This window comes from Clostridium sp. AF35-15 (assembly GCF_003477745.1).
GTDB lineage: Bacteria > Bacillota > Clostridia > Lachnospirales > Lachnospiraceae > Otoolea > Otoolea fessa.
In genome coordinates this window covers 1-17,921 of the sequence record NZ_QUDY01000017.1, presented here as the reverse complement: position 1 = coordinate 17,921, position 17,921 = coordinate 1, and the positions used below count along the sequence as shown (strand labels likewise).

Sequence of the window (17,921 nt, the reverse complement as noted above, 5' to 3'; positions counted from 1 at the left end):
TATTTTGTTTTAGTCTATCCGTGCTTTCTCAGACAGCAAATGTTTCTGGCAATAGAAGAATGCCGGAATCAGAAAGGCATCGGCGAGCAGCCATGCAAGCGGAGAGGCAAAACAGATGATGATGTAGCCAAAGATCGGCACCAGCAGGAAGCCGACCATGGCGCGGGCGATCATTTCGCAGACACCTGCCAGGATGGCGAGCAGGCTGTAGCCCATTCCCTGAATCGTGAAACGCCATACATTGACGATTGTCAGAGGTATGTAGAACAGGGAGTTGAAGGTCAGGAACTGATGCGCCTGATGGATTACAACTGTTTCCGAGGCATCGACGAAGAGAAGCGGAATCACGCCGCCAAACACGGTCAGCACGATGCACGCCGCAATGGAGTAGATGCCGCCGATGAGAGTTGCGGACCGGACGCCCTGGCGGATGCGGTCTACCTTCCCGGCACCGGCGTTCTGTCCGGCGTAGGTTGCCATCGTGCCGCCCAGTGCGTCAAACGGGCAGCAGAAGAACATGCCGATCTTCTGACCTGCGGTGACGGAGGCAACTGCGATGGAACCTAAGGAGTTGATGGCAGTCTGGATGACAACCGAGCCGATCGCGGTGATCGAGTATTGGAGTCCCATCGGCACACCCATTTTGCAGAGAATGTAAATGTGTCTGCCGCTGATGCGCGTTTCCTCATGGTGCATATGCAGGATTTCAAATTTTTTCTTCATATAGATCAGGCAGAGAATACCGGATACTGCTTGAGAGATAACAGTTGCATAGGCAGCTCCGGCGGTGCCGATTCCGATCTGTACGATGAAAAGCAGATCCAGCGCAATGTTTAAAAGGCTGGATAAAATCAGGAAATAGACCGGCGTTTTGGAGTCGCCGAGCGCACGGATGATGCCCGCCAGCGTATTGTACAGGTAGGTTGCCGGGATACCGGCGAATACGAAGAAAATGTAGCTGTACGCGCCGTCAATGATATTGTCCGGCGTCTGCATCCAGACGAGAATTTGGCGTGTCATCAGGCAGACGATCACGGTCATGACCACGGCAAAACAGGAGGCGATCCATCCGGCATTAGCGACGAAACGGCGCATGTCCTTGTAATCCTGTGCGCCGAACCGCTGTGCAACCGGAATGGAAAACCCGGTGCAGACGCCGATGACGAAACCGTTAATCATAAAGTTGATGGCGGAGGTGGAACCGACCGAAGCCAGTGCATCGACACCGAGAAATTTTCCAACAATGATCGTATCGACCATGCTGTAAAACTGCTGGAACAGAAGTCCCATCAGCATCGGAACCGCAAAGCCCAGAATCAGCTTTGCCGGGCTCCCGTTTGTCATATCTTTTATGGTAGAGCGTTGCGAAGAGCGGCTCATAGAAAAAACATCCTTTCTAAAAAACGATTATAAAACTCTGAGAGTAGATTTTATAAGAAATACATAAAATTGGCAATCCGAAAAATCACGAAAAAAAGTAAAATAGAGGCACTTTTTTTGTGATATAGAAGCGGGCTGGTCAGCACGCGGTATTTTACAATCAGTGACATACATGGTATCATAACGGGTAGAGTGATTTTTATTTCATAGGAAATTACGTCCTATGAAACAAAAAACGCTTCGCGAGGATGCGCACTCGCGCGAAGCAGAAACATGTCGCAAGCGACCGCGCGAGACGACCGAATGTGCCAAGGCACATTCTTTTTCATATAGAACGGAAATGAGGGTAACATACATGAAGAGACTGGCGGTGGGAATCCTGGCGCACGTAGATGCGGGGAAGACAACATTATCAGAGGCGATGCTCTATGCGGGCGGCATGATCCGCCATCTGGGGCGGGTGGACAAGGGCGATGCGTTCCTGGACACATATGAATTGGAGAAAAAGCGCGGAATCACGATTTTTTCCAAGCAGGCGCGGCTTGCATGGGATGATATGGATGTGACGCTCTTGGACACGCCGGGACATGTGGATTTTTCAGCGGAAATGGAGCGGGTGCTTCAGGTGCTGGACTATGCGGTGCTGGTCATCAGCGGTTCAGACGGCGTGCAGGGGCATACAAGGACGCTGTGGCGGCTGCTGGCGCGCTACCAGATTCCGGCGTTCCTTTTTATCAATAAAATGGATCTGGCGCCGGGACGGGAACAGGAGGTCCTGCGCGACCTAAAAGAGTCGCTGGGCGGCAACTTCGTTGATTTTGGTGCGGACGGGACGGAAAGTTTCTATGAAGAGGCAGCAGTCAGCGGCGAAGCGGAATTGGAGGAATTTCTGGAGACGGGACAGGTGTCTAAAGATGCGATCCGCAGCCGGATTGCCAGCCGGGATCTGTTTCCGTGCTATTTCGGTTCGGCGCTCAAAAATACGGGTGTGGAAGAATTTATGCGCGGTCTGGAAGAGTATACGCTGGAACCGGCATATCCAGACGAATTTGGGGCGAAAATATTTAAAATTGTGCGCGACAGCCAGGGCGAACGCCTGACTTATATGAAGATCACGGGCGGCGTGCTGCATGTCAAAGACCGGATCGGCGAGGAAAAGGTAAATCAGCTCCGCCTGTATTCAGGCGATAAGTATGAGGCGGTGAGCGAGGCACCGGCGGGTATGATTTGTGCGGCAACGGGACTTTTGCACACGAAACCGGGCGAGGGGCTTGGAGTCTGTGAAATGGGCGCGGAACCGGTGCTGGAGCCGGTTTTGACGTATCGCGTCGAACTTCCGGAGGATGTGGATGCGGCGGCGATGCTGCCGAAACTGCTTCAATTAGAGGAAGAAGAGCCGGAGCTTCATATTGTCTGGGAGGAAGAAAAGAAAGAGATTCACGCCCAGATCATGGGCGAGATCCAGATGGAGATTCTGAAAAGCCTGATTGCAGAGCGTTTTGGGGTAAATGTCCGGTTTGGCGGGCGCAGCATTGTATATAAAGAAACGATCACCGATACGGTCGAGGGCGTCGGGCATTTTGAGCCGCTGCGCCATTATGCGGAGGTACATCTGCTTCTGGAACCGGGAGAGCCGGGCAGCGGGCTGGTGTTTGATACCGATTGCAGCGAAGATATTTTAAGTAAAAACTGGCAGCGGCTGGTGCTGACGCATCTGGAAGAAAAGATACACCGGGGCGTTCTGATCGGGGCGCCGATCACGGATATGAAAATTACGCTGAAATCGGGACGTGCCCATGTGAAACATACAGAAGGCGGCGATTTCCGACAGTCCGTGTATCGGGCGGTTCGTCAGGGGGTGATGCAGGCGCATTCGGTGTTGTTGGAACCGTTTTATGCTTTTCATTTGACGATACCGGACAAGATGGTAGGACGTGCGATGACCGACCTGGAGCGGCGGTTTGCCGTTTTTGAGGGACCGGCGCTGGAGGACGGGCAGGCAATATTAACCGGACGTGCCCCGGTATCGGCACTCGATGGATATCAGACGGAGGTGACGGCGTACACGGGCGGATTGGGACAGATGATCTGCACGCTCGATGGCTACGGACCGTGCCACAATGAAGAAGAAATCATTGCGGCAGCCGGGTATGATCCGGATGCGGATTTGGCAAACCCGAGCGGATCTGTTTTCTGTACGCACGGAGCGGGATTTGTCGTCAACTGGGATGAGGTCAAAGATTACATGCATCTGGAAAGCTGCCTGGGCGATTCCAATGGAAAACGGCGGATGGATGCGATCCCTGAGCTGGGTGCGCGCTCCTCGGATGGACAGGGCGGCGGCGCTTCGGAAGAAATGTGGATCGGAACGGACGAGGTCGATGCGATTCTCGCTCGCACCTACCATGCAAATAAAAAGGAAGACGGCGGAAAACGCCGGTGGGGCGGAAAGAGCAAACGCCCGGCGGAAACCTATGGTGCCGGAGTGTACGGAGAGACGGCGCGGAGGCAGGAAGCGGTGAGACAGAAGAGCGATTCGAAAGTCGGGACAGCTGAAACTTTGGCATCTGGAAGTGAAGGAAAATCGGGAAGTTCTGTGGCTGGAAATGCAGGAAAATTGGAACATGCAGGCAAAGCGCCGGAAAGTGGCGGAGCGGGCAGCAGAACCGGCGGCTCCAAAGGGAAAATGGCATCGGCGGTACGGGAATACTTGCTGGTAGATGGCTACAACATTATTTTCTCCTGGGATGAGTTAAATGAGCTGGCGAAGATCAACATTGATAGCGCCCGTGGTAAGCTGCTGGATATTCTCTGCGATTATCAGGGAAGCCGCGGTATCGAGGTGATAGCGGTGTTCGACGCCTACCGGGTGCAGGGACACCGGACGGAGGTGACGGATTACCACAACATTCATGTAGTCTTTACGAAAGAGGCGGAGACAGCTGACCAGTACATCGAGAAATTTGCCCATGAAAATGGGCGGAAATATACGGTGATGGTAGCGACCTCCGACCGTCTGGAACAGATCATCATCCGTGGGCAGGGCTGCGGGCTGTATTCGGCGCGGGATTTTGAGGAAGAGGTAGACCGTGTGAAGAATCAGACACGTGAGCATACCAACCGACCGCATAGCGGACATAAAAATTATCTGCTGGATTCGGTGCCGGAGGAGGTGCTGCAGCAGGTGAAGAAGGACGAGTAATGTATAAAAAGCGGATTTTCGTATAAATTACTCGAAGGCATGAATCAGATCCTTCCGCGTAAATTCCATCAGTTCTGCCGCCGCTGCGCTCAGGCTGCCGGTTTCGATGGCGGAAAGCATGGTTCAGTTAAGGGAATATGCAGAAAAATCTGCATTGTACATTACAAGGAAAATACTCACATGTGCTGCAAAAATATTTTAAGGTATGACGAAAAGACAGAATGCACATCGGTCACGTTAAGAAATATAATAGGGATGAGATTTGAGTTGCTCGATACATGAAATCCCTGTTTCTCTTTGGGCGGAGGTTAATAGGATATTTAAGGTTGGGTCTGATAGGAGTCAGATGCCTTTGTATGAGAAGCGTGCTCTCAGTTTCGTCACCGCTGCTTTTCAGATTTGCCCTGCATCTGTAGCATAAACTGTATATACTCCTTAAAAGCAAGTTTCAAAAAATTGAAGAGAAACCGTATATAGATAATACCTTGCCGGACTTCATTTTCGATGGAGTCCGGCGTTCTGTATCCAGAAATTGCATTTCATATGTCGGCAAAAAGTGTTACACTGTTGGATATTCTGAAAGAGCAGAAGGCAAGTAAATACTCCGGAGGGATCTACCACAAAACACAGATTGATTTGACATACTATTCCAACCATATAGAAGGAAGCCGAATGACCCACGATCAGCCCCGATATATCTTTGAAACCAGCACCATCGGTGTAGAAAAAGAAGTGCTGAACGTGGATGATGTGATTGAAACAGCAAATCACTTCTGCTGCATTGACATGATCATTGATCATGCAAAAGCAGCTCTGACGGAAAAATTCATCAAAGAGCTTCACTTGGTTTTGAAGAACGGCACCAGCGATTCCAGAAAAGATTGGTATGCGGTTGGCGATTATGAGAAACTTCCGAATGAAGTCGGCGGTATGGATACCGCCCTTCCGGAAGAAGTTGCCGATAAAATGAAGGTATTGCTGATGGAATATAATGCCAAAGAAGAAAAGACCTTTGAGGACATTCTGGACTTTCATGTGAAGTTTGAGCGGATTCATCCGTTCCAGGATGATGATGTTATAATAAGGACAAAGTTAGAGAAACCCAGTAAAATCAAGGGGTTAGCACTAATTTAGTTCTTATTTTTATACCAATTTAGCGGTGGGATAAGGCAGCGCTGTTATATCAAAACCGAAAATCCAAGTCAGTATCGCAGATAACAGATTAGAAGTAATGGGCATTGATCATGGCTGGTCGATGATGAAAACAATATCTCAGGTATTTGTCACAGGAGTTAAGGAGATAACAACAACTCCGGCACTCTTTGGTGATGTACTTGAGTATGAGGGAAAGTACTACAAGATTGGAACTGTAAGGCAGGAGGTCAAATGGTATTTCACAAAAGGTTTTGACAGATAGTTTAAGACAAATGATGAGTGATGGACTGGCATATCGCCACGATTACCATGAGCAGCCACCGAGAGTTGAATACGGATTAACGGAACTCGGAGCAAAAATGCTTCCAATTGTTAATTCACTTGCTGACTTTGGTAACTACTATAAATCACTTATTGAACAGAATTAAGTACGTTAGTATTTGAAAAGCTCGAACAATCGGAATTTACTTCTACTTAGACATACAAACTGTTGACAGTAAAACTCCTATATAGTATTATTTGATAAAATACTATATAGGAGTTTTTGTATGAAAATGAATGGCGGATTTCTTGTTACCAAAATAAAACAACTTGGAGATCGAATCTTTGAGAAGATTCTCAGCGAAAAGAATATTGATGCGTTTAACGGAGCCCAGGGGCGTATTCTTTATGTGCTGTGGCAGGAAGATGGAATCTCAATCAGATCACTCTCGATTAAATGTGGATTAGCGATAACTTCTCTTACTACGATGCTGGAAAGAATGGAAAATAAAGGGCTGATAAGACGCGTTCAGTCTGAAACGGACAAAAGGAAAACACTCCTGTTTCTGACTGAAAAAGCACATGCCTTAAAGGACGAATACGATTCTGTATCTGATAAAATGGGCAGTATTTACTACAAAGGTTTTTCGGAGGAAGAAATTACCCAGTTTGAGGAATACCTCGACCGTATCAGAAAGAATCTTGAGGAGTGGCAGAAATCATGAGTATTTGTATCAAAGATCAGATTCAAAACATGAATATCGTCATCGGATGTACAGTGGGGTGTGCATATTGCTACGCCCGCAATAATGTGAAACGCTGGCATATGATTGATGACTTTGCTGACCCTGAATTCTTTCCGGGTAAGCTCAAGATGATGGAAAAGAAACGTCCGCAGAACTTTCTTCTTACCGGCATGAGCGATCTTTCCGGCTGGAAGTCAGAATGGAGAGACGAGGTATTTGAAAAAATCCGTGAAAATCCACAGCATCAGTTCCTGTTCCTTACAAAGCGACCAGATCTGCTGGATTTTGATACAGATTTGGAAAACGCATGGTTTGGTGTTACGGTGACGAGAAAAGCAGAACTGTGGCGTATTGACGCACTACGGGAAAATGTCAGAGCAAAACACTATCATGTTACCTTTGAGCCGCTATTCGACAATCCAGGTTCAGTTGATCTTTCCGGGATCAACTGGATCGTTGTCGGCACCATGACTGGAGTTCAGAGCAGGAAGGTTCATACGGAGCCGGAGTGGGCATGGTCTCTGACAGATCAGGCGCATGCGCTTGACATTCCGGTATTTATGAAGGAAGATCTTGTCCCTATCATAGGGAATGAAAATATGATTCAGGAAATGCCGGATGAATTCAATAAAGTGTTGGAGGTACAGAGATCATGGCAGAAGTAATAAATGGAATCCTCATTAATGAGGCGGAAACAAAGAACATCATGACCAAGTCCAGTCTGCCTGTAGGCGGTTACTCGGTCAATCCATATGTAGGCTGTACACACGCCTGCAAGTATTGCTATGCTTCTTTTATGAAGCGCTTTACCGGACACAAGGAGGAATGGGGCACTTTCCTTGATGTGAAGCATTGGCCGGAAATTAAGAATCCGAAGAAATATGCCGGACAGCGGGTGGTCATCGGTTCTGTGACAGATGGCTACAATCCACAGGAGGAGCAATTCGGGAATACCAGAAAACTTCTGGAGCAGCTGATCGGCAGTGACGCAGATATTCTGATCTGCACAAAGTCGGATCTTGTGGTACGAGATATTGATCTGCTGAAGAAGCTTGGACGAGTAACCGTTTCATGGTCGATCAACACACTAGATGAAAATTTCAAGAACGATATGGACTCTGCTTCTAGCATTGAGCGCCGTATCGCTGCTATGAAGCAGGTATCCGTACAGTCTGTTTCGTATCTCCGGTATTTCCCGGTATCACGAATTTTGAAGCAATCTTTGAGCGGGTAAAGGATCAGTGCGATCTGTTCTGTCTCGAAAATCTCAATCTTCGAGGCGGTTTCAAAAAGACAATTATGGATTATATCGCCGGAAAATATCCTTTTCTTGTACCAGTTTACGACGAGATCTATAACAAGCATAACCGCAGCTACTTTGAAGCACTTGAAGTAAAAGCTGAGGAAATGGCCAAGAAGTATGAGTGCCCATTTGTGGATAATGAAATGCCTTATGGCAGAGTCCCGCAGGGACATCCGGTGATCGTAGATTATTTCTATCATGAGGAAATCCGAGGGACAGAGAATACAGGAAAAAGAAATCGTTAATCTAAACGAAAATTAAACTGATGATGGTGGAGAGATTTATTTATCGCCATTTGAAATCGAGAAGTTCTTGTTTGAAAAATAGAGAAATTGTAAAATTGAAGAAAAAAGAAATGCACAGTTCTTAGCTTATCGGGAACTGTGCATTTTTGTAAATAAATACTTTTAATTAGCCGATACACACAAAAGATTGGAAAGTCATTTGGAAAAGCAGAGGATAACGCACTTACTATAAGGCATTTACTCATGCTCAAATTGGAAAAACATTGTTTCACCAATTCAGGAATCTTTGGGCAATCAGTATAGAAAGAAAGTTTATTTATGAGCACACAACAAAAAGTAATCAAAAAAGCAATCGTAAAAAAATACGATTGCTTTTTTGCGCATTTCTGCATATAATATATAAGACAGAAATGGAGGCGATTGATATGCGTGAAACAAGAACATTAGAGTTCAAGGAAACGATTACCAACACTTTTTTAAAAACAGTCAGTGCTTTTTCAAATTATGACGGCGGAACCATCTTTTTTGGAGTGGATGATGATGGAAATATAAAAGGTTTGCCGGATGTAAAACAAGCCTGCTTGGATATTGAAAATAAAATCAATGACAGCATTACACCGCAGCCGGATTATACGCTTGAGGTACAGAATAATGACCAGACGATAAAGCTTACTGTGAAAAGCGGATTACAGAAGCCGTATCTATATAAATCGAAAGCATACAAGCGGAATGATACAGCAACGATAGAGGTAGATACTCTGGAATTTTCAAGGCTTGTATTGGATGGAAAAAATATTCGATTTGAAGAATTGCCTTGCAAAGATCAGGAGCTGTCCTTTGAAATTTTACATCGTAAGCTGAAAGAGACTGTCCGGATTGAAAATTTTGATAAGGACACACTGAAGACATTGAACTTATATGACGATGTAAATGGATTCAATAATGCAGCAGGGCTTTTGGCAGATAAAAATCATTTTCCGGGAATCGATATTGTCAAATTTGGAGAAAATATCAGCATCATTCAAAAGAGATCGACTTTTGAAAATATATCGGTTTTAGAGGTTTATGAAAAGGCAATCGATGTATTCAGAGACTATTACCAATATGAAGTAATACAAGGTGCTGATCGAAAGAAGATGGAAAAAGTACCGGAAGCTGCTTTCCGGGAAGCAATCGCCAATGCTCTGATTCATAGAGTGTGGGACGTGAATTCGCAAATCAGAGTTTCGATGTTTGATGATCGAATTGAAATAGTTTCTCCTGGCGGATTGCCGTCTGGAATCACAGAGGAAGAATATCTGTCTGGTAAACTTTCTGTTTTAAGAAATAGAAATCTTGCCAATGTATTTTACAGATTGGGATTTGTAGAGATATTCGGAACGGGAATTACAAGAATAAAACAACTGTATGCAGAAAGTTTGATAAAACCGGATTTTGAAGTTTCAGAAAATGCGATAGAAATTGTGCTTCCGATATTTGAAAAAAATGCGGATCTGACAGAAGACGAAATCGTGATCTATAAACTTTTAAGCAAGACGATGTTGAAGCCAATCAGCGAAGTTGCACCATATGTACCTTTCGGTAAATCAAAGACAATAAAGCTGCTAAAAGAAATGTGTCAAAAAGGTGTGATTGCAGTGGAAGGAAAAGGCAAAGGCACAAAATATATCATTAGATAAGACTTTAATTTCCAAAGTAATGTTTCGGAAATTAAAAAAGCAGAAGGTTCATTTGCATTAGGTGCAGTTAATTGTGCAATGGCTTCCTGCACAAATCATGAGAGAGATTGTACTTCTGGATAATTTGCGGCGGAACTTATGCGTTTACAAATGGTGTACTTACGTTGACTTCGTGCCATAGTTGGGCACCTCCTTATTCTCTTGATTATACTATGAAATCCTTGAGAATAGGCTGTCAACTTTATTTATACACCATCAAAAAGAGTGAGTGCGGTATAACACTGGGAGAAAAAATAGGGCTGCTGTACGAGTGGTAAAATTTACAGCCATTTGTACAGCTTTTACCTACTAAGAGTAAGAAATAATATGCTAAGATATATCGAGATAGGGTTCTAAGGAGAAATAGATAGAACCCTTGTAAATACAAGGAAAATAGAGGTTATACCAAGCTATGCGAGAAAAAATAAAAGTGCTCATGGTTTGCCACGGCAGTCTATAATAAAATGGTTAGAATGTAGTAAAATAGGGCTTTTGAACATTTTGTAATTAAGTTTTTACCTATGATTTACTTATTTTGTTTTAATAAGTATATGAAAAGAGGAATTTAGAGAGATGAAAGAAATTTTACTAAAGATATTTGATAGTGAGATAATGTATTATGTGGTAATACCTATAGTTATAGTTCTGTTGGGATGGGTAAAAAACGAGCGTGATCTTAAGGAAAAGAATAAAGAATTGGGGTATTGGATGCTGAAATGTAGAAAAATACCAACTTTTCCAGATATTATAATAAAAATTTATAAAATGATGGCGATAAATTTGCTGATTACACTTGTGGCTAAAAAAATGCTTTGTTATTGGAAAGGTGTGGTTTTTTCATATATTATTTGTGGAATTTGGTATTTAGGAATCAATGCTATAATCACTTTTAGAAATTGCAAAAGTTATAATAGTAAAATTGAGTTTTGGCAGGATGGTAAGCTAAAGAGGAAACTTGTAATTACACTTTACTTAATATATGCAATTTCTTTGTTGGCAGATGTTTCGAAAAAATACTCTTGGATAGTAGAGGGTATATTTATTATATTGTTAATGGTTTGGATAATCTGTTTGCTCAATTATTGTGATGTGGCTTTCATTTTGGATAATAGATATGCGGATATTTATGTAAAGGGGAGTGAAAGGGCTCAATTTGCCGAGGCTGGAAGTATAAGGAAGCATGGAGAATGGATAATTGTAAACAGATATGTAAATGGGTATGATGAAGAAATAAGAATTAAAGAAAGTGATATAGTTAGGATTGATTACTATGGTGAACCAATGATTACGGTTGAGAAACGTAATTTATTTTCCAAAAGACGGAGTAGTGAATAAATGGAATATACATATAAGAAATTTTGCTATTAAAAAAAGTATCTATGAAAGTTGATGGTTTCTAGTTATTTTAAGAGGGGTTAATAAAATAGTTGTTATCCAGTTTAATAACCGGAAATGAAATTGCTGTTATAAAATAAATTTTTATAACGGAGGTTCGGTTACATGGAAAATGTATATGGCTACATAAGGGTGTCAACAGAGGGACAGGTCAAACAAGGATATTCCCTAGCGGAGCAACGTGCGGAAATTGAAAAATATTGCAGTTCCAAAAGTTACAACTTGGTAGGAATATTCAAGGACGAGGGTATCAGCGGAGCGAAAGCCAACGAGGACGAAATGAGCATTGAGCGTGGCGGTCAGACTTGGTAAAGGTTCTGCTACACAGAGAACTCAAAAAGAACAATGTGGATATTAAAGCGATTGACAGACCGAATTATTCAATCTACACGCAAAATCCAAACGAAATTTTTGTAAATGGGATGTTTGAACTTTTGGATGTGTATGAGCGGTTGGAGATAGCATTGAAATTAAAACGTGGACGATTGCAGAAAGCCAAGGGCGGTGGTTATGCAGGTGGTGGCGCTCCGTTTGGTTATGAGAGTCTGCGTGGTGGCAAAAAATTATATGTAAATGCAACAGAGGCAAAAGCGGTACGGAGAGTATTTGAGATTAAGCAGAGTTTTCCAGATATGACGCTGAAAAGCATAGCAGAGTTTATGAAAATGGAAGGACACAAGGGCAGAAAAGGTGCTGACTTTAACGCTATGCTTGTGAAGCGTATTCTTGATAAAGAGAATTTTTATAGAGGATATTACAATTACGACGGTATTGAGAGCGTGGGAGAGTATGAACCGTTACTTTCATAGAAAATAATATGTGTCTTGACATTGCTATCATTTTGGAAAGATTGCAGTTGTTATATGATAAATTGCAGGAGCAGAAAAAACGTGGAACGGACTGTTGATAGGAAATTGTACTGACAGCAAAAGTAGAAGAATAGCAGTGGGCAGGAAAGAAACAGCATTCAGAAGGGCATGGATGGTATTACATAGTAATTAGAAATTTTGAAAAAAATGTGAGCAGGAAGGAACGTGCAGCGAATATGGAAACATTGGAAAAGGTTTGGGTTCTATATGACGAGATGTTTTGTGACGAATTATCCATAAAGCTACTATATCAGAAGAAAGATTCAATTAGCGAGTTCGTGGATGAAAATGAAAATCCCATTAGCAAAAGTGCAGTAGCAGTCTGGATTATGGAGAACTATTACAATGACAGAAAATTTGTGGAGTACTGCAAAGAGAGAAAAGGGAAAATACTCGAAACAGCGGAGCAACTGTATCAATATAATGAGGAATACAGAAAGAGCGTAGATGAAGAAAGATTGTATCTGCTGTATCTGATTGGCATAGCGGTTACAAAAGTTGCAAATACTTTTGGAGTAAGTCGGCAGACAGTATATAGCAGAATTAAAAACTTTGAAGAAAACAGATATATAAAAGTTTTCACATTACTCCGACTAATCTGTAATTGGATTAGCCGGAGCTTTTTATATTCCAGTATTAAATGCTACAAAAGAACACCTGTTTGTGCAACAAAGTATTGACAATGACATACTATAGAAGGTAGAATGATGAGTAGTCGGAGGTGTCAAATAGTGAAAAAATCAATATCAATAAGCATACGAGTGAGCGAAGAAGAATTAGATAAATTCAAGCAGGCAGCTAGATTAGAGGCATATGCTTCGTATAGCGAATTTGTACGAAGGACAGCACTTATCGAGGCAGCGAAAATAATAAAAAAGAACGAGAATGAAGGAGCAAAATTCGATGAATGTAATTAGCTTGTTTAGTGGTTGTGGAGGACTTGATTTAGGATTTGAGAAAGCTGGATTTAATATACCTGTAGCGAATGAATTTGATAAAACAATATGGGAAACGTTTAAGGTCAATCATCCTAATACACATTTAATAGAGGGGGATATCAGACAGGTTACAAGAGATGATATAGCACAATATATAGATGGAGAAGTGGATGGCATCATAGGGGGACCGCCTTGTCAGTCATGGTCGGAAGCAGGATCTCTTAAGGGAATTAAGGATGCAAGAGGTCAGTTGTTTTTTGATTATATAAGAATATTAAAAGAATTCCAGCCAAAGTTTTTTTTAGCGGAAAATGTAAGTGGAATGCTTGCAAATAGACATTCAATTGCGGTTCAGAATATTTTAGAATTATTTGATGAGGCAGGATATGATGTTTCTTTTACATTGGTTAATGCTAAAGATTATGGTGTTGCAGAAGAAAGGAAAAGAGTATTTTACATAGGGTTTAGAAAAGATTTGAATATAGACTTTGGTTTTCCGAAGGGGTCCACTAAAGATGATTCTAAGAAGATTACCTTACGTGATATAATTTGGGATTTGCAGGATATGGCAGTTCCTTCAGGAGAAAAGAATCGACATAATCCAAAAGCGATAAATAATAACGAATATTTCACAGGTGCTTATTCACCTATATTTATGAGTCGTAATCGTGTTAAAGGCTGGGATGAACAAGCGTTTACAGTTCAGGCATCTGGACGTCAATGTCAGTTACATCCACAGGCTCCTAAGATGGTAAAAGTTGGAACTAACGATTGTAGATTTGTAGAAGGAAAAGAACATCTTTACAGAAGAATGACAATTCGTGAAGTTGCAAGAGTACAGGGATTTCCGGATGATTTTAAATTTATATACAATGATACAAATACTGCATATAAAATGATTGGTAATGCTGTTCCAGTGAATTTAGCATATGAGATTGCTACAGCAATAAAATTGTATCTTGAGGGAAAGGGTACGGCTGTTGAAATTGATAGAGATGCTATTGATGCTAAGGAGGTTAATGAGAAAAAAGTGAGTACAAAGAGTAATGATCAGGGTAGAGCATATGAATATGCATGGATTCAAACTTTATATAAGGCAATAGCTGAGTTAAGGAAAACAAGAATTGTTGAAAATTCAAGTTTGATAGCAAATTAAAAAGCATGGTCTTTAATGGATGAAGATATGCAAGAAACATTTATGATATCTGCTGGAGCTGCAGTTAATACAGTATTAGAACTTGAGCCAAGAATGGCTGAAATGGATAATGATGAGCTTACTCTTGAATTCCAAAAGGATGGTCAAGGCATAAAAGGTGATGTTAGAGATATTGTAATAAAGAGAAAAGATATTGAATGGGAGATTGGCTTAAGTATTAAGCACAATCATGATGCGGTTAAGCATAGCAGATTAAGCTATAAATTAGATTTTGGAAATGAATGGTTTGATATGCCTTGTTCTGATGAATATTGGAATGCAGTTGAACCAATATTTAACTTTTTAAAACAGGAAAAAGATAATGGCACAAAGTGGTCTGAAATTGGGAACAAGAGTCAGAATGTGTATATCCCATTGTTGCAGGCTTTTATTGATGAAGTGAATCGAGCAAATGAGAAAGACAATACAATGCCAAGAAAAATGATTGAATATTTAATTGGAATTGAAGATTATTATAAAGTTGTGAGTAAGGATAGCAAGAGACTTACAATGATTCATACATTTAATATGCACGATACGTTGAATAAGCCTGCAAAGAACAAGGTATCTGCAATCACAGTACCTATTGTGAAATTACCTACAAGACTTGTAGCACTTGAATTTAAGCCTAACAGTGATAATACAGTAGAAATGTATCTCGATAATGGTTGGCAGCTTAGTTTCAGAATTCACAATGCAAGTACAAAAGTTGAACCAAGTCTTAAGTTTGATGTTCAGTTTATTAGTATGCCAATAGAAGTTCTTAATATAGAATGTAAGTGGAATTAAGGCGGTAGCGTAAATGAGAAAAATGCTTTTAAGCTTCAAGCCGGAGGTATACGAGAAAATAAAGTCTGGGAAGAAAATATTTGAACATAGAAGAAATTTCCCGGATGAGCCAATTATGGCATATATGTATGTTAGTTCGCCCGTTAAGGCAGTTACAGGTATAGTATATTTAGGTAAGCGACATCTATTATCTGACTGGAGAGAAGAGTTTAAAAATGATAAAGATGCTGTTGCACGTATTGAAAAATATCAAGAATCATATCGATACGCTATGGAAATTGATGAATTTCAAGAAACCACAGAGATTTCACTTGATGATTTAAGACATGCCGTTCCGGGATTTGTTGCACCGCAGATGTACATGTATTTGGATGGGACGGAATTATTGGAATATATTAATAAACATATAAAAATACAAAAAGTGCATTTGATACATAGCTTTAATAGAATTGCATCTGAGCAGATTTGTGTTCATTAATTATAAATAGGAGAATGTGATATGTCGATTAACATTGGTGATAATAATAAAATTAAAAATGCTAATATTGCGGAAAGACTTGAGATTAATGATGATCAATCTGTTAAGAAATCATTTTATGAAAAGCATCCTGTAATATGTGGATTCCTGATTTCTTTAGTGGCGGGGATTGTATTATTATTTTCATTCTGGGATAGAATTGTAAATTTGATAGAGGGGGTGTTTTAATGCCAAAAAGTAAAATTATCAAGGAACTTGCAAACGGGACTGTGGATACGCTTATAGCACTTAAAAGAACAAAGGTGTTATTAACTGGGTTTGATAATGTTGAATTAAATACTTGGATTAATAATGAGATAACAGGATATCCTAAGGATGCAAAGATACCTACATATAGAATAGTACGTGGAAGTCTTATGGGGTCATATTTTAAAGGTTCAATGGCATCACATATGACATGGAATCATGTTTCAATTCCATTAGGAAAGATGCCGGAAGATTTACAGGATTCTTTGCTAAATGTTAGTTTTCGAGAGGGAGTAGAAGCATTAAGACAACTTGTGGAAAAATGTGATTCATCAAGTATACAATTAGGAAAACAGATTAATGCAGATTTTTTTCCAGTAATAGTACACTATAATAAAGATCCATATATGATGATTACATCGGCAATGGTTGAAATCTCAAGTCAATGTATTCATAATATTTTATCTACCATAGAAAATAGATTACTTGATGCTTTGATTCTTTTGGAAAAAGAGTTTGGAGTATTAGATGATTTAGACATAGATATAGACTCAAAATCTAAAGATGAGAGAATAGAAATAGTTAAGCAATTACAAGTAATAATATTTAACGACAATAGCGTAAATATTGGAGATGGAAATAGAATAAAAGAATCTAATATCGCATCCAGTATACAAGAATAATATAGTTTGATTGGAACAACTGTAAATAAAATTTGTCAGTTATTTAAGCCAAGAAGAATGTGAGGAATATTTTAAAAAATAGTGGGGTATCCAAATCTCTACAGTATTTCTGCCTGAAGACCGATGGTCCCCTACGTGCGAATTTTCGCAGAATTAAACAGGGGGATACCCACAGAATCCATATTATATGAAAATTCCCATAGAATACCGCTTCTTTAGCCGATTTTGTTTTGCCGGATAGTACCGAAATACGCATAAAAACCGTGTGTAAAACAATAGAAAAAACACAGTTTTTATGCGTATTTTTTTGCAGAAATATAATCAGAAATACCTTGCTATTCGTAAACGCTCCATACCAAGTACCCTATAAGCTAAAAGCCGCTTCCGCGGCTCTACTTCATTGCTTTTTCAGTTTTCTGACAACGTCCGGCAACTTTTTCGACCATGGAAGCAGGTCATCTAAGAATGACCGGTCGCTGTCATCCATGCGCTTGGGGATCTCTGTCAGAAGGTGTTCAAAGTATTCGTATGGTTTTAGGTTATTCGCTTTTGCCGTCTCTGCGATGCTGTAAATAATCGCGGATGATTTCGCACCATTGATCGTATCGATCATCTGCCAGTTCTTCTTTCCAACACAGAATCCGCGGATCGCGCGCTCAGAGGCGTTATTATCCATAGGGACATCCCCATCTGTCAGGAAAACCCGGAGATATTTTTCCTGATTTAGAGCGTAACTGAAAGCATCCTTCAGCTTTTCTGTTCCGACCTCGCTTTCATGCTGCTTTAGGTACACGAACAAAGCGTCTACCAGTGGCTTTATAGCCACCTGACGCTGGGAAAGCCGTTCTTCCGATGAGAGCTCCTTTAGCTTTCCTTCTTTTCTGTAGATCGTCTGGATCTGCTTTAAGATCAGATAGGATGCGGATTCTTTTTGGCGTTCTTTCGGTACTACTGCAAGCGCTTCATCAAAGCGCCTGCGGGCATGGACCCAGCACCCGGCTATCGTCAGGTCTTCACGTTCTTTTTCCAGTGTATGGTAGACCTGATAGCCATCCGTCACGCAAATGCCGGAATAATTCTTTAGGAATTCCCGGGGATGAAAGGCATTTCTTGTCCGCTGATACTCATAAAGGATGATCTGTTTTTCCGGATACATGTGGTCAGAACGGTACACCCACATATAACTCTTGGAACCGGCACTGCGACCATCCCGTTTTACCAATACCGGTGTCTCATCAGCCTGGATGACATGATAGCTGTAAAGTAGCGAATGAAGGTGATCATACAAAACGGCGAGATATTCTTCTCCCAGCCGGAT

General features: G+C 41.4%; 15 protein-coding genes and 4 pseudogenes. 17 read left to right on the top strand and 2 right to left on the bottom strand.

Annotated elements, in window-relative coordinates; genetic code table 11:
* Positions 1-9 precede the first annotated feature (9 nt).
* Complete coding sequence (locus DWZ76_RS14370; RefSeq protein WP_118473026.1) at positions 10-1,380, bottom strand: MATE family efflux transporter; 1,371 nt, start codon at positions 1,378-1,380, stop codon at positions 10-12.
* A 355-nt stretch (positions 1,381-1,735) separates the two neighbouring features.
* Between DWZ76_RS14370 and DWZ76_RS14365 the strand changes: the two genes are divergently transcribed.
* From DWZ76_RS14365 to DWZ76_RS14280, 17 genes and pseudogenes are all read left to right on the top strand, one after another.
* On the top strand, positions 1,736-4,582 hold the full coding sequence (locus tag DWZ76_RS14365; RefSeq protein ID WP_118473048.1) for a TetM/TetW/TetO/TetS family tetracycline resistance ribosomal protection protein: 2,847 nt from the start codon (positions 1,736-1,738) through the stop codon (positions 4,580-4,582).
* Between the two features lie 543 nt (positions 4,583-5,125).
* Entirely contained in the window at positions 5,126-5,716 is a 591-nt protein-coding gene (locus DWZ76_RS14355) for a Fic family protein (RefSeq protein ID WP_333491456.1), read from the top strand.
* A gap of 41 nt (positions 5,717-5,757) precedes the next feature.
* Positions 5,758-5,969 (top strand): annotated as a pseudogene (locus tag DWZ76_RS14350) (plasmid segregation actin-type ATPase ParM); the annotation flags it as partial.
* Positions 5,968-6,165 (top strand): annotated as a pseudogene (locus DWZ76_RS14345) (helix-turn-helix domain-containing protein); the annotation flags it as partial. The pseudogenes DWZ76_RS14350 and DWZ76_RS14345, both read left to right, overlap by 2 nt.
* A gap of 120 nt (positions 6,166-6,285) precedes the next feature.
* Entirely contained in the window at positions 6,286-6,723 is a 438-nt protein-coding gene (locus DWZ76_RS14340; protein ID WP_118468495.1) for a radical SAM mobile pair system MarR family transcriptional regulator, read from the top strand.
* On the top strand, positions 6,720-7,409 hold the full coding sequence (locus tag DWZ76_RS14335) for a radical SAM mobile pair protein A (protein ID WP_118468493.1): 690 nt from the start codon (positions 6,720-6,722) through the stop codon (positions 7,407-7,409). Before DWZ76_RS14340 ends, DWZ76_RS14335 begins: the two co-directional genes overlap by 4 nt.
* Positions 7,397-8,292, top strand: a pseudogene (locus tag DWZ76_RS14330) (radical SAM mobile pair protein B). Before DWZ76_RS14335 ends, DWZ76_RS14330 begins: the two are co-directional and overlap by 13 nt.
* Positions 8,293-8,717: 425 nt before the next feature.
* The gene (locus DWZ76_RS14325) at positions 8,718-9,971 is read left to right on the top strand and encodes an ATP-binding protein (protein ID WP_107001346.1); all 1,254 of its coding nucleotides are present in this window, start codon (positions 8,718-8,720) and stop codon (positions 9,969-9,971) included.
* A gap of 612 nt (positions 9,972-10,583) precedes the next feature.
* A complete protein-coding gene (locus DWZ76_RS14320) occupies positions 10,584-11,345 on the top strand; it encodes a hypothetical protein (protein WP_118468489.1) in 762 nt (253 codons plus the stop codon).
* A gap of 165 nt (positions 11,346-11,510) precedes the next feature.
* The gene (locus DWZ76_RS15145) at positions 11,511-11,717 is read left to right on the top strand and encodes a recombinase family protein (protein ID WP_207663374.1); all 207 of its coding nucleotides are present in this window, start codon (positions 11,511-11,513) and stop codon (positions 11,715-11,717) included.
* Positions 11,711-12,214 (top strand): recombinase family protein, encoded by a 504-nt coding sequence (locus DWZ76_RS14315; RefSeq protein WP_207663587.1) that lies wholly within the window; start codon positions 11,711-11,713, stop codon positions 12,212-12,214. Before DWZ76_RS15145 ends, DWZ76_RS14315 begins: the two co-directional genes overlap by 7 nt.
* A 236-nt stretch (positions 12,215-12,450) precedes the next feature.
* Complete coding sequence (locus DWZ76_RS14310; protein ID WP_118468487.1) at positions 12,451-12,954, top strand: helix-turn-helix domain-containing protein; 504 nt, start codon at positions 12,451-12,453, stop codon at positions 12,952-12,954.
* A 51-nt stretch (positions 12,955-13,005) separates the two neighbouring features.
* Positions 13,006-13,191, top strand: coding sequence for a DUF1778 domain-containing protein (locus tag DWZ76_RS14305; RefSeq protein ID WP_118468590.1), 186 nt, complete (start codon positions 13,006-13,008; stop codon positions 13,189-13,191).
* A pseudogene (locus DWZ76_RS15140) lies at positions 13,160-15,196 on the top strand (HaeIII family restriction endonuclease). The gene DWZ76_RS14305 and the pseudogene DWZ76_RS15140 overlap by 32 nt, the downstream one beginning before the upstream one ends.
* A 13-nt stretch (positions 15,197-15,209) precedes the next feature.
* Positions 15,210-15,674: a hypothetical protein gene (locus DWZ76_RS14290; RefSeq protein ID WP_118468484.1), complete on the top strand. Its 465-nt coding sequence runs from the start codon at positions 15,210-15,212 to the stop codon at positions 15,672-15,674.
* Positions 15,675-15,695: 21 nt separating this feature from the next.
* Positions 15,696-15,902: a hypothetical protein gene (locus DWZ76_RS14285; RefSeq protein WP_118468482.1), complete on the top strand. Its 207-nt coding sequence runs from the start codon at positions 15,696-15,698 to the stop codon at positions 15,900-15,902.
* The gene (locus DWZ76_RS14280; protein WP_118468480.1) at positions 15,902-16,603 is read left to right on the top strand and encodes a hypothetical protein; all 702 of its coding nucleotides are present in this window, start codon (positions 15,902-15,904) and stop codon (positions 16,601-16,603) included. The genes DWZ76_RS14285 and DWZ76_RS14280 overlap by 1 nt, the downstream gene beginning before the upstream one ends.
* A 397-nt stretch (positions 16,604-17,000) precedes the next feature.
* Here DWZ76_RS14280 and DWZ76_RS14275 read toward each other — a convergent pair.
* The coding region (locus DWZ76_RS14275) for an IS66 family transposase (RefSeq protein WP_118473023.1) at positions 17,001-17,921 on the bottom strand (921 nt) is incomplete at its 5' end.

Excerpts from the sequence above, each read along its gene's own strand:
- DWZ76_RS14370 (WP_118473026.1), bottom strand. The coding sequence starts at position 1,380 with ATGAGCCGCTCTTCGCAACGCTCTACCATAAAAGATATGACAAACGGG.
- DWZ76_RS14365 (WP_118473048.1), top strand. The coding sequence starts at position 1,736 with ATGAAGAGACTGGCGGTGGGAATCCTGGCGCACGTAGATGCGGGGAAG.
- DWZ76_RS14355 (WP_333491456.1), top strand. The coding sequence starts at position 5,126 with ATGTCGGCAAAAAGTGTTACACTGTTGGATATTCTGAAAGAGCAGAAG.
- DWZ76_RS14340 (WP_118468495.1), top strand. The coding sequence starts at position 6,286 with ATGAAAATGAATGGCGGATTTCTTGTTACCAAAATAAAACAACTTGGA.
- DWZ76_RS14335 (WP_118468493.1), top strand. The coding sequence starts at position 6,720 with ATGAGTATTTGTATCAAAGATCAGATTCAAAACATGAATATCGTCATC.
- DWZ76_RS14325 (WP_107001346.1), top strand. The coding sequence starts at position 8,718 with ATGCGTGAAACAAGAACATTAGAGTTCAAGGAAACGATTACCAACACT.
- DWZ76_RS14320 (WP_118468489.1), top strand. The coding sequence starts at position 10,584 with ATGAAAGAAATTTTACTAAAGATATTTGATAGTGAGATAATGTATTAT.
- DWZ76_RS15145 (WP_207663374.1), top strand. The coding sequence starts at position 11,511 with ATGGAAAATGTATATGGCTACATAAGGGTGTCAACAGAGGGACAGGTC.
- DWZ76_RS14310 (WP_118468487.1), top strand. The coding sequence starts at position 12,451 with ATGGAAACATTGGAAAAGGTTTGGGTTCTATATGACGAGATGTTTTGT.
- DWZ76_RS14290 (WP_118468484.1), top strand. The coding sequence starts at position 15,210 with ATGAGAAAAATGCTTTTAAGCTTCAAGCCGGAGGTATACGAGAAAATA.
- DWZ76_RS14285 (WP_118468482.1), top strand. The coding sequence starts at position 15,696 with ATGTCGATTAACATTGGTGATAATAATAAAATTAAAAATGCTAATATT.
- DWZ76_RS14280 (WP_118468480.1), top strand. The coding sequence starts at position 15,902 with ATGCCAAAAAGTAAAATTATCAAGGAACTTGCAAACGGGACTGTGGAT.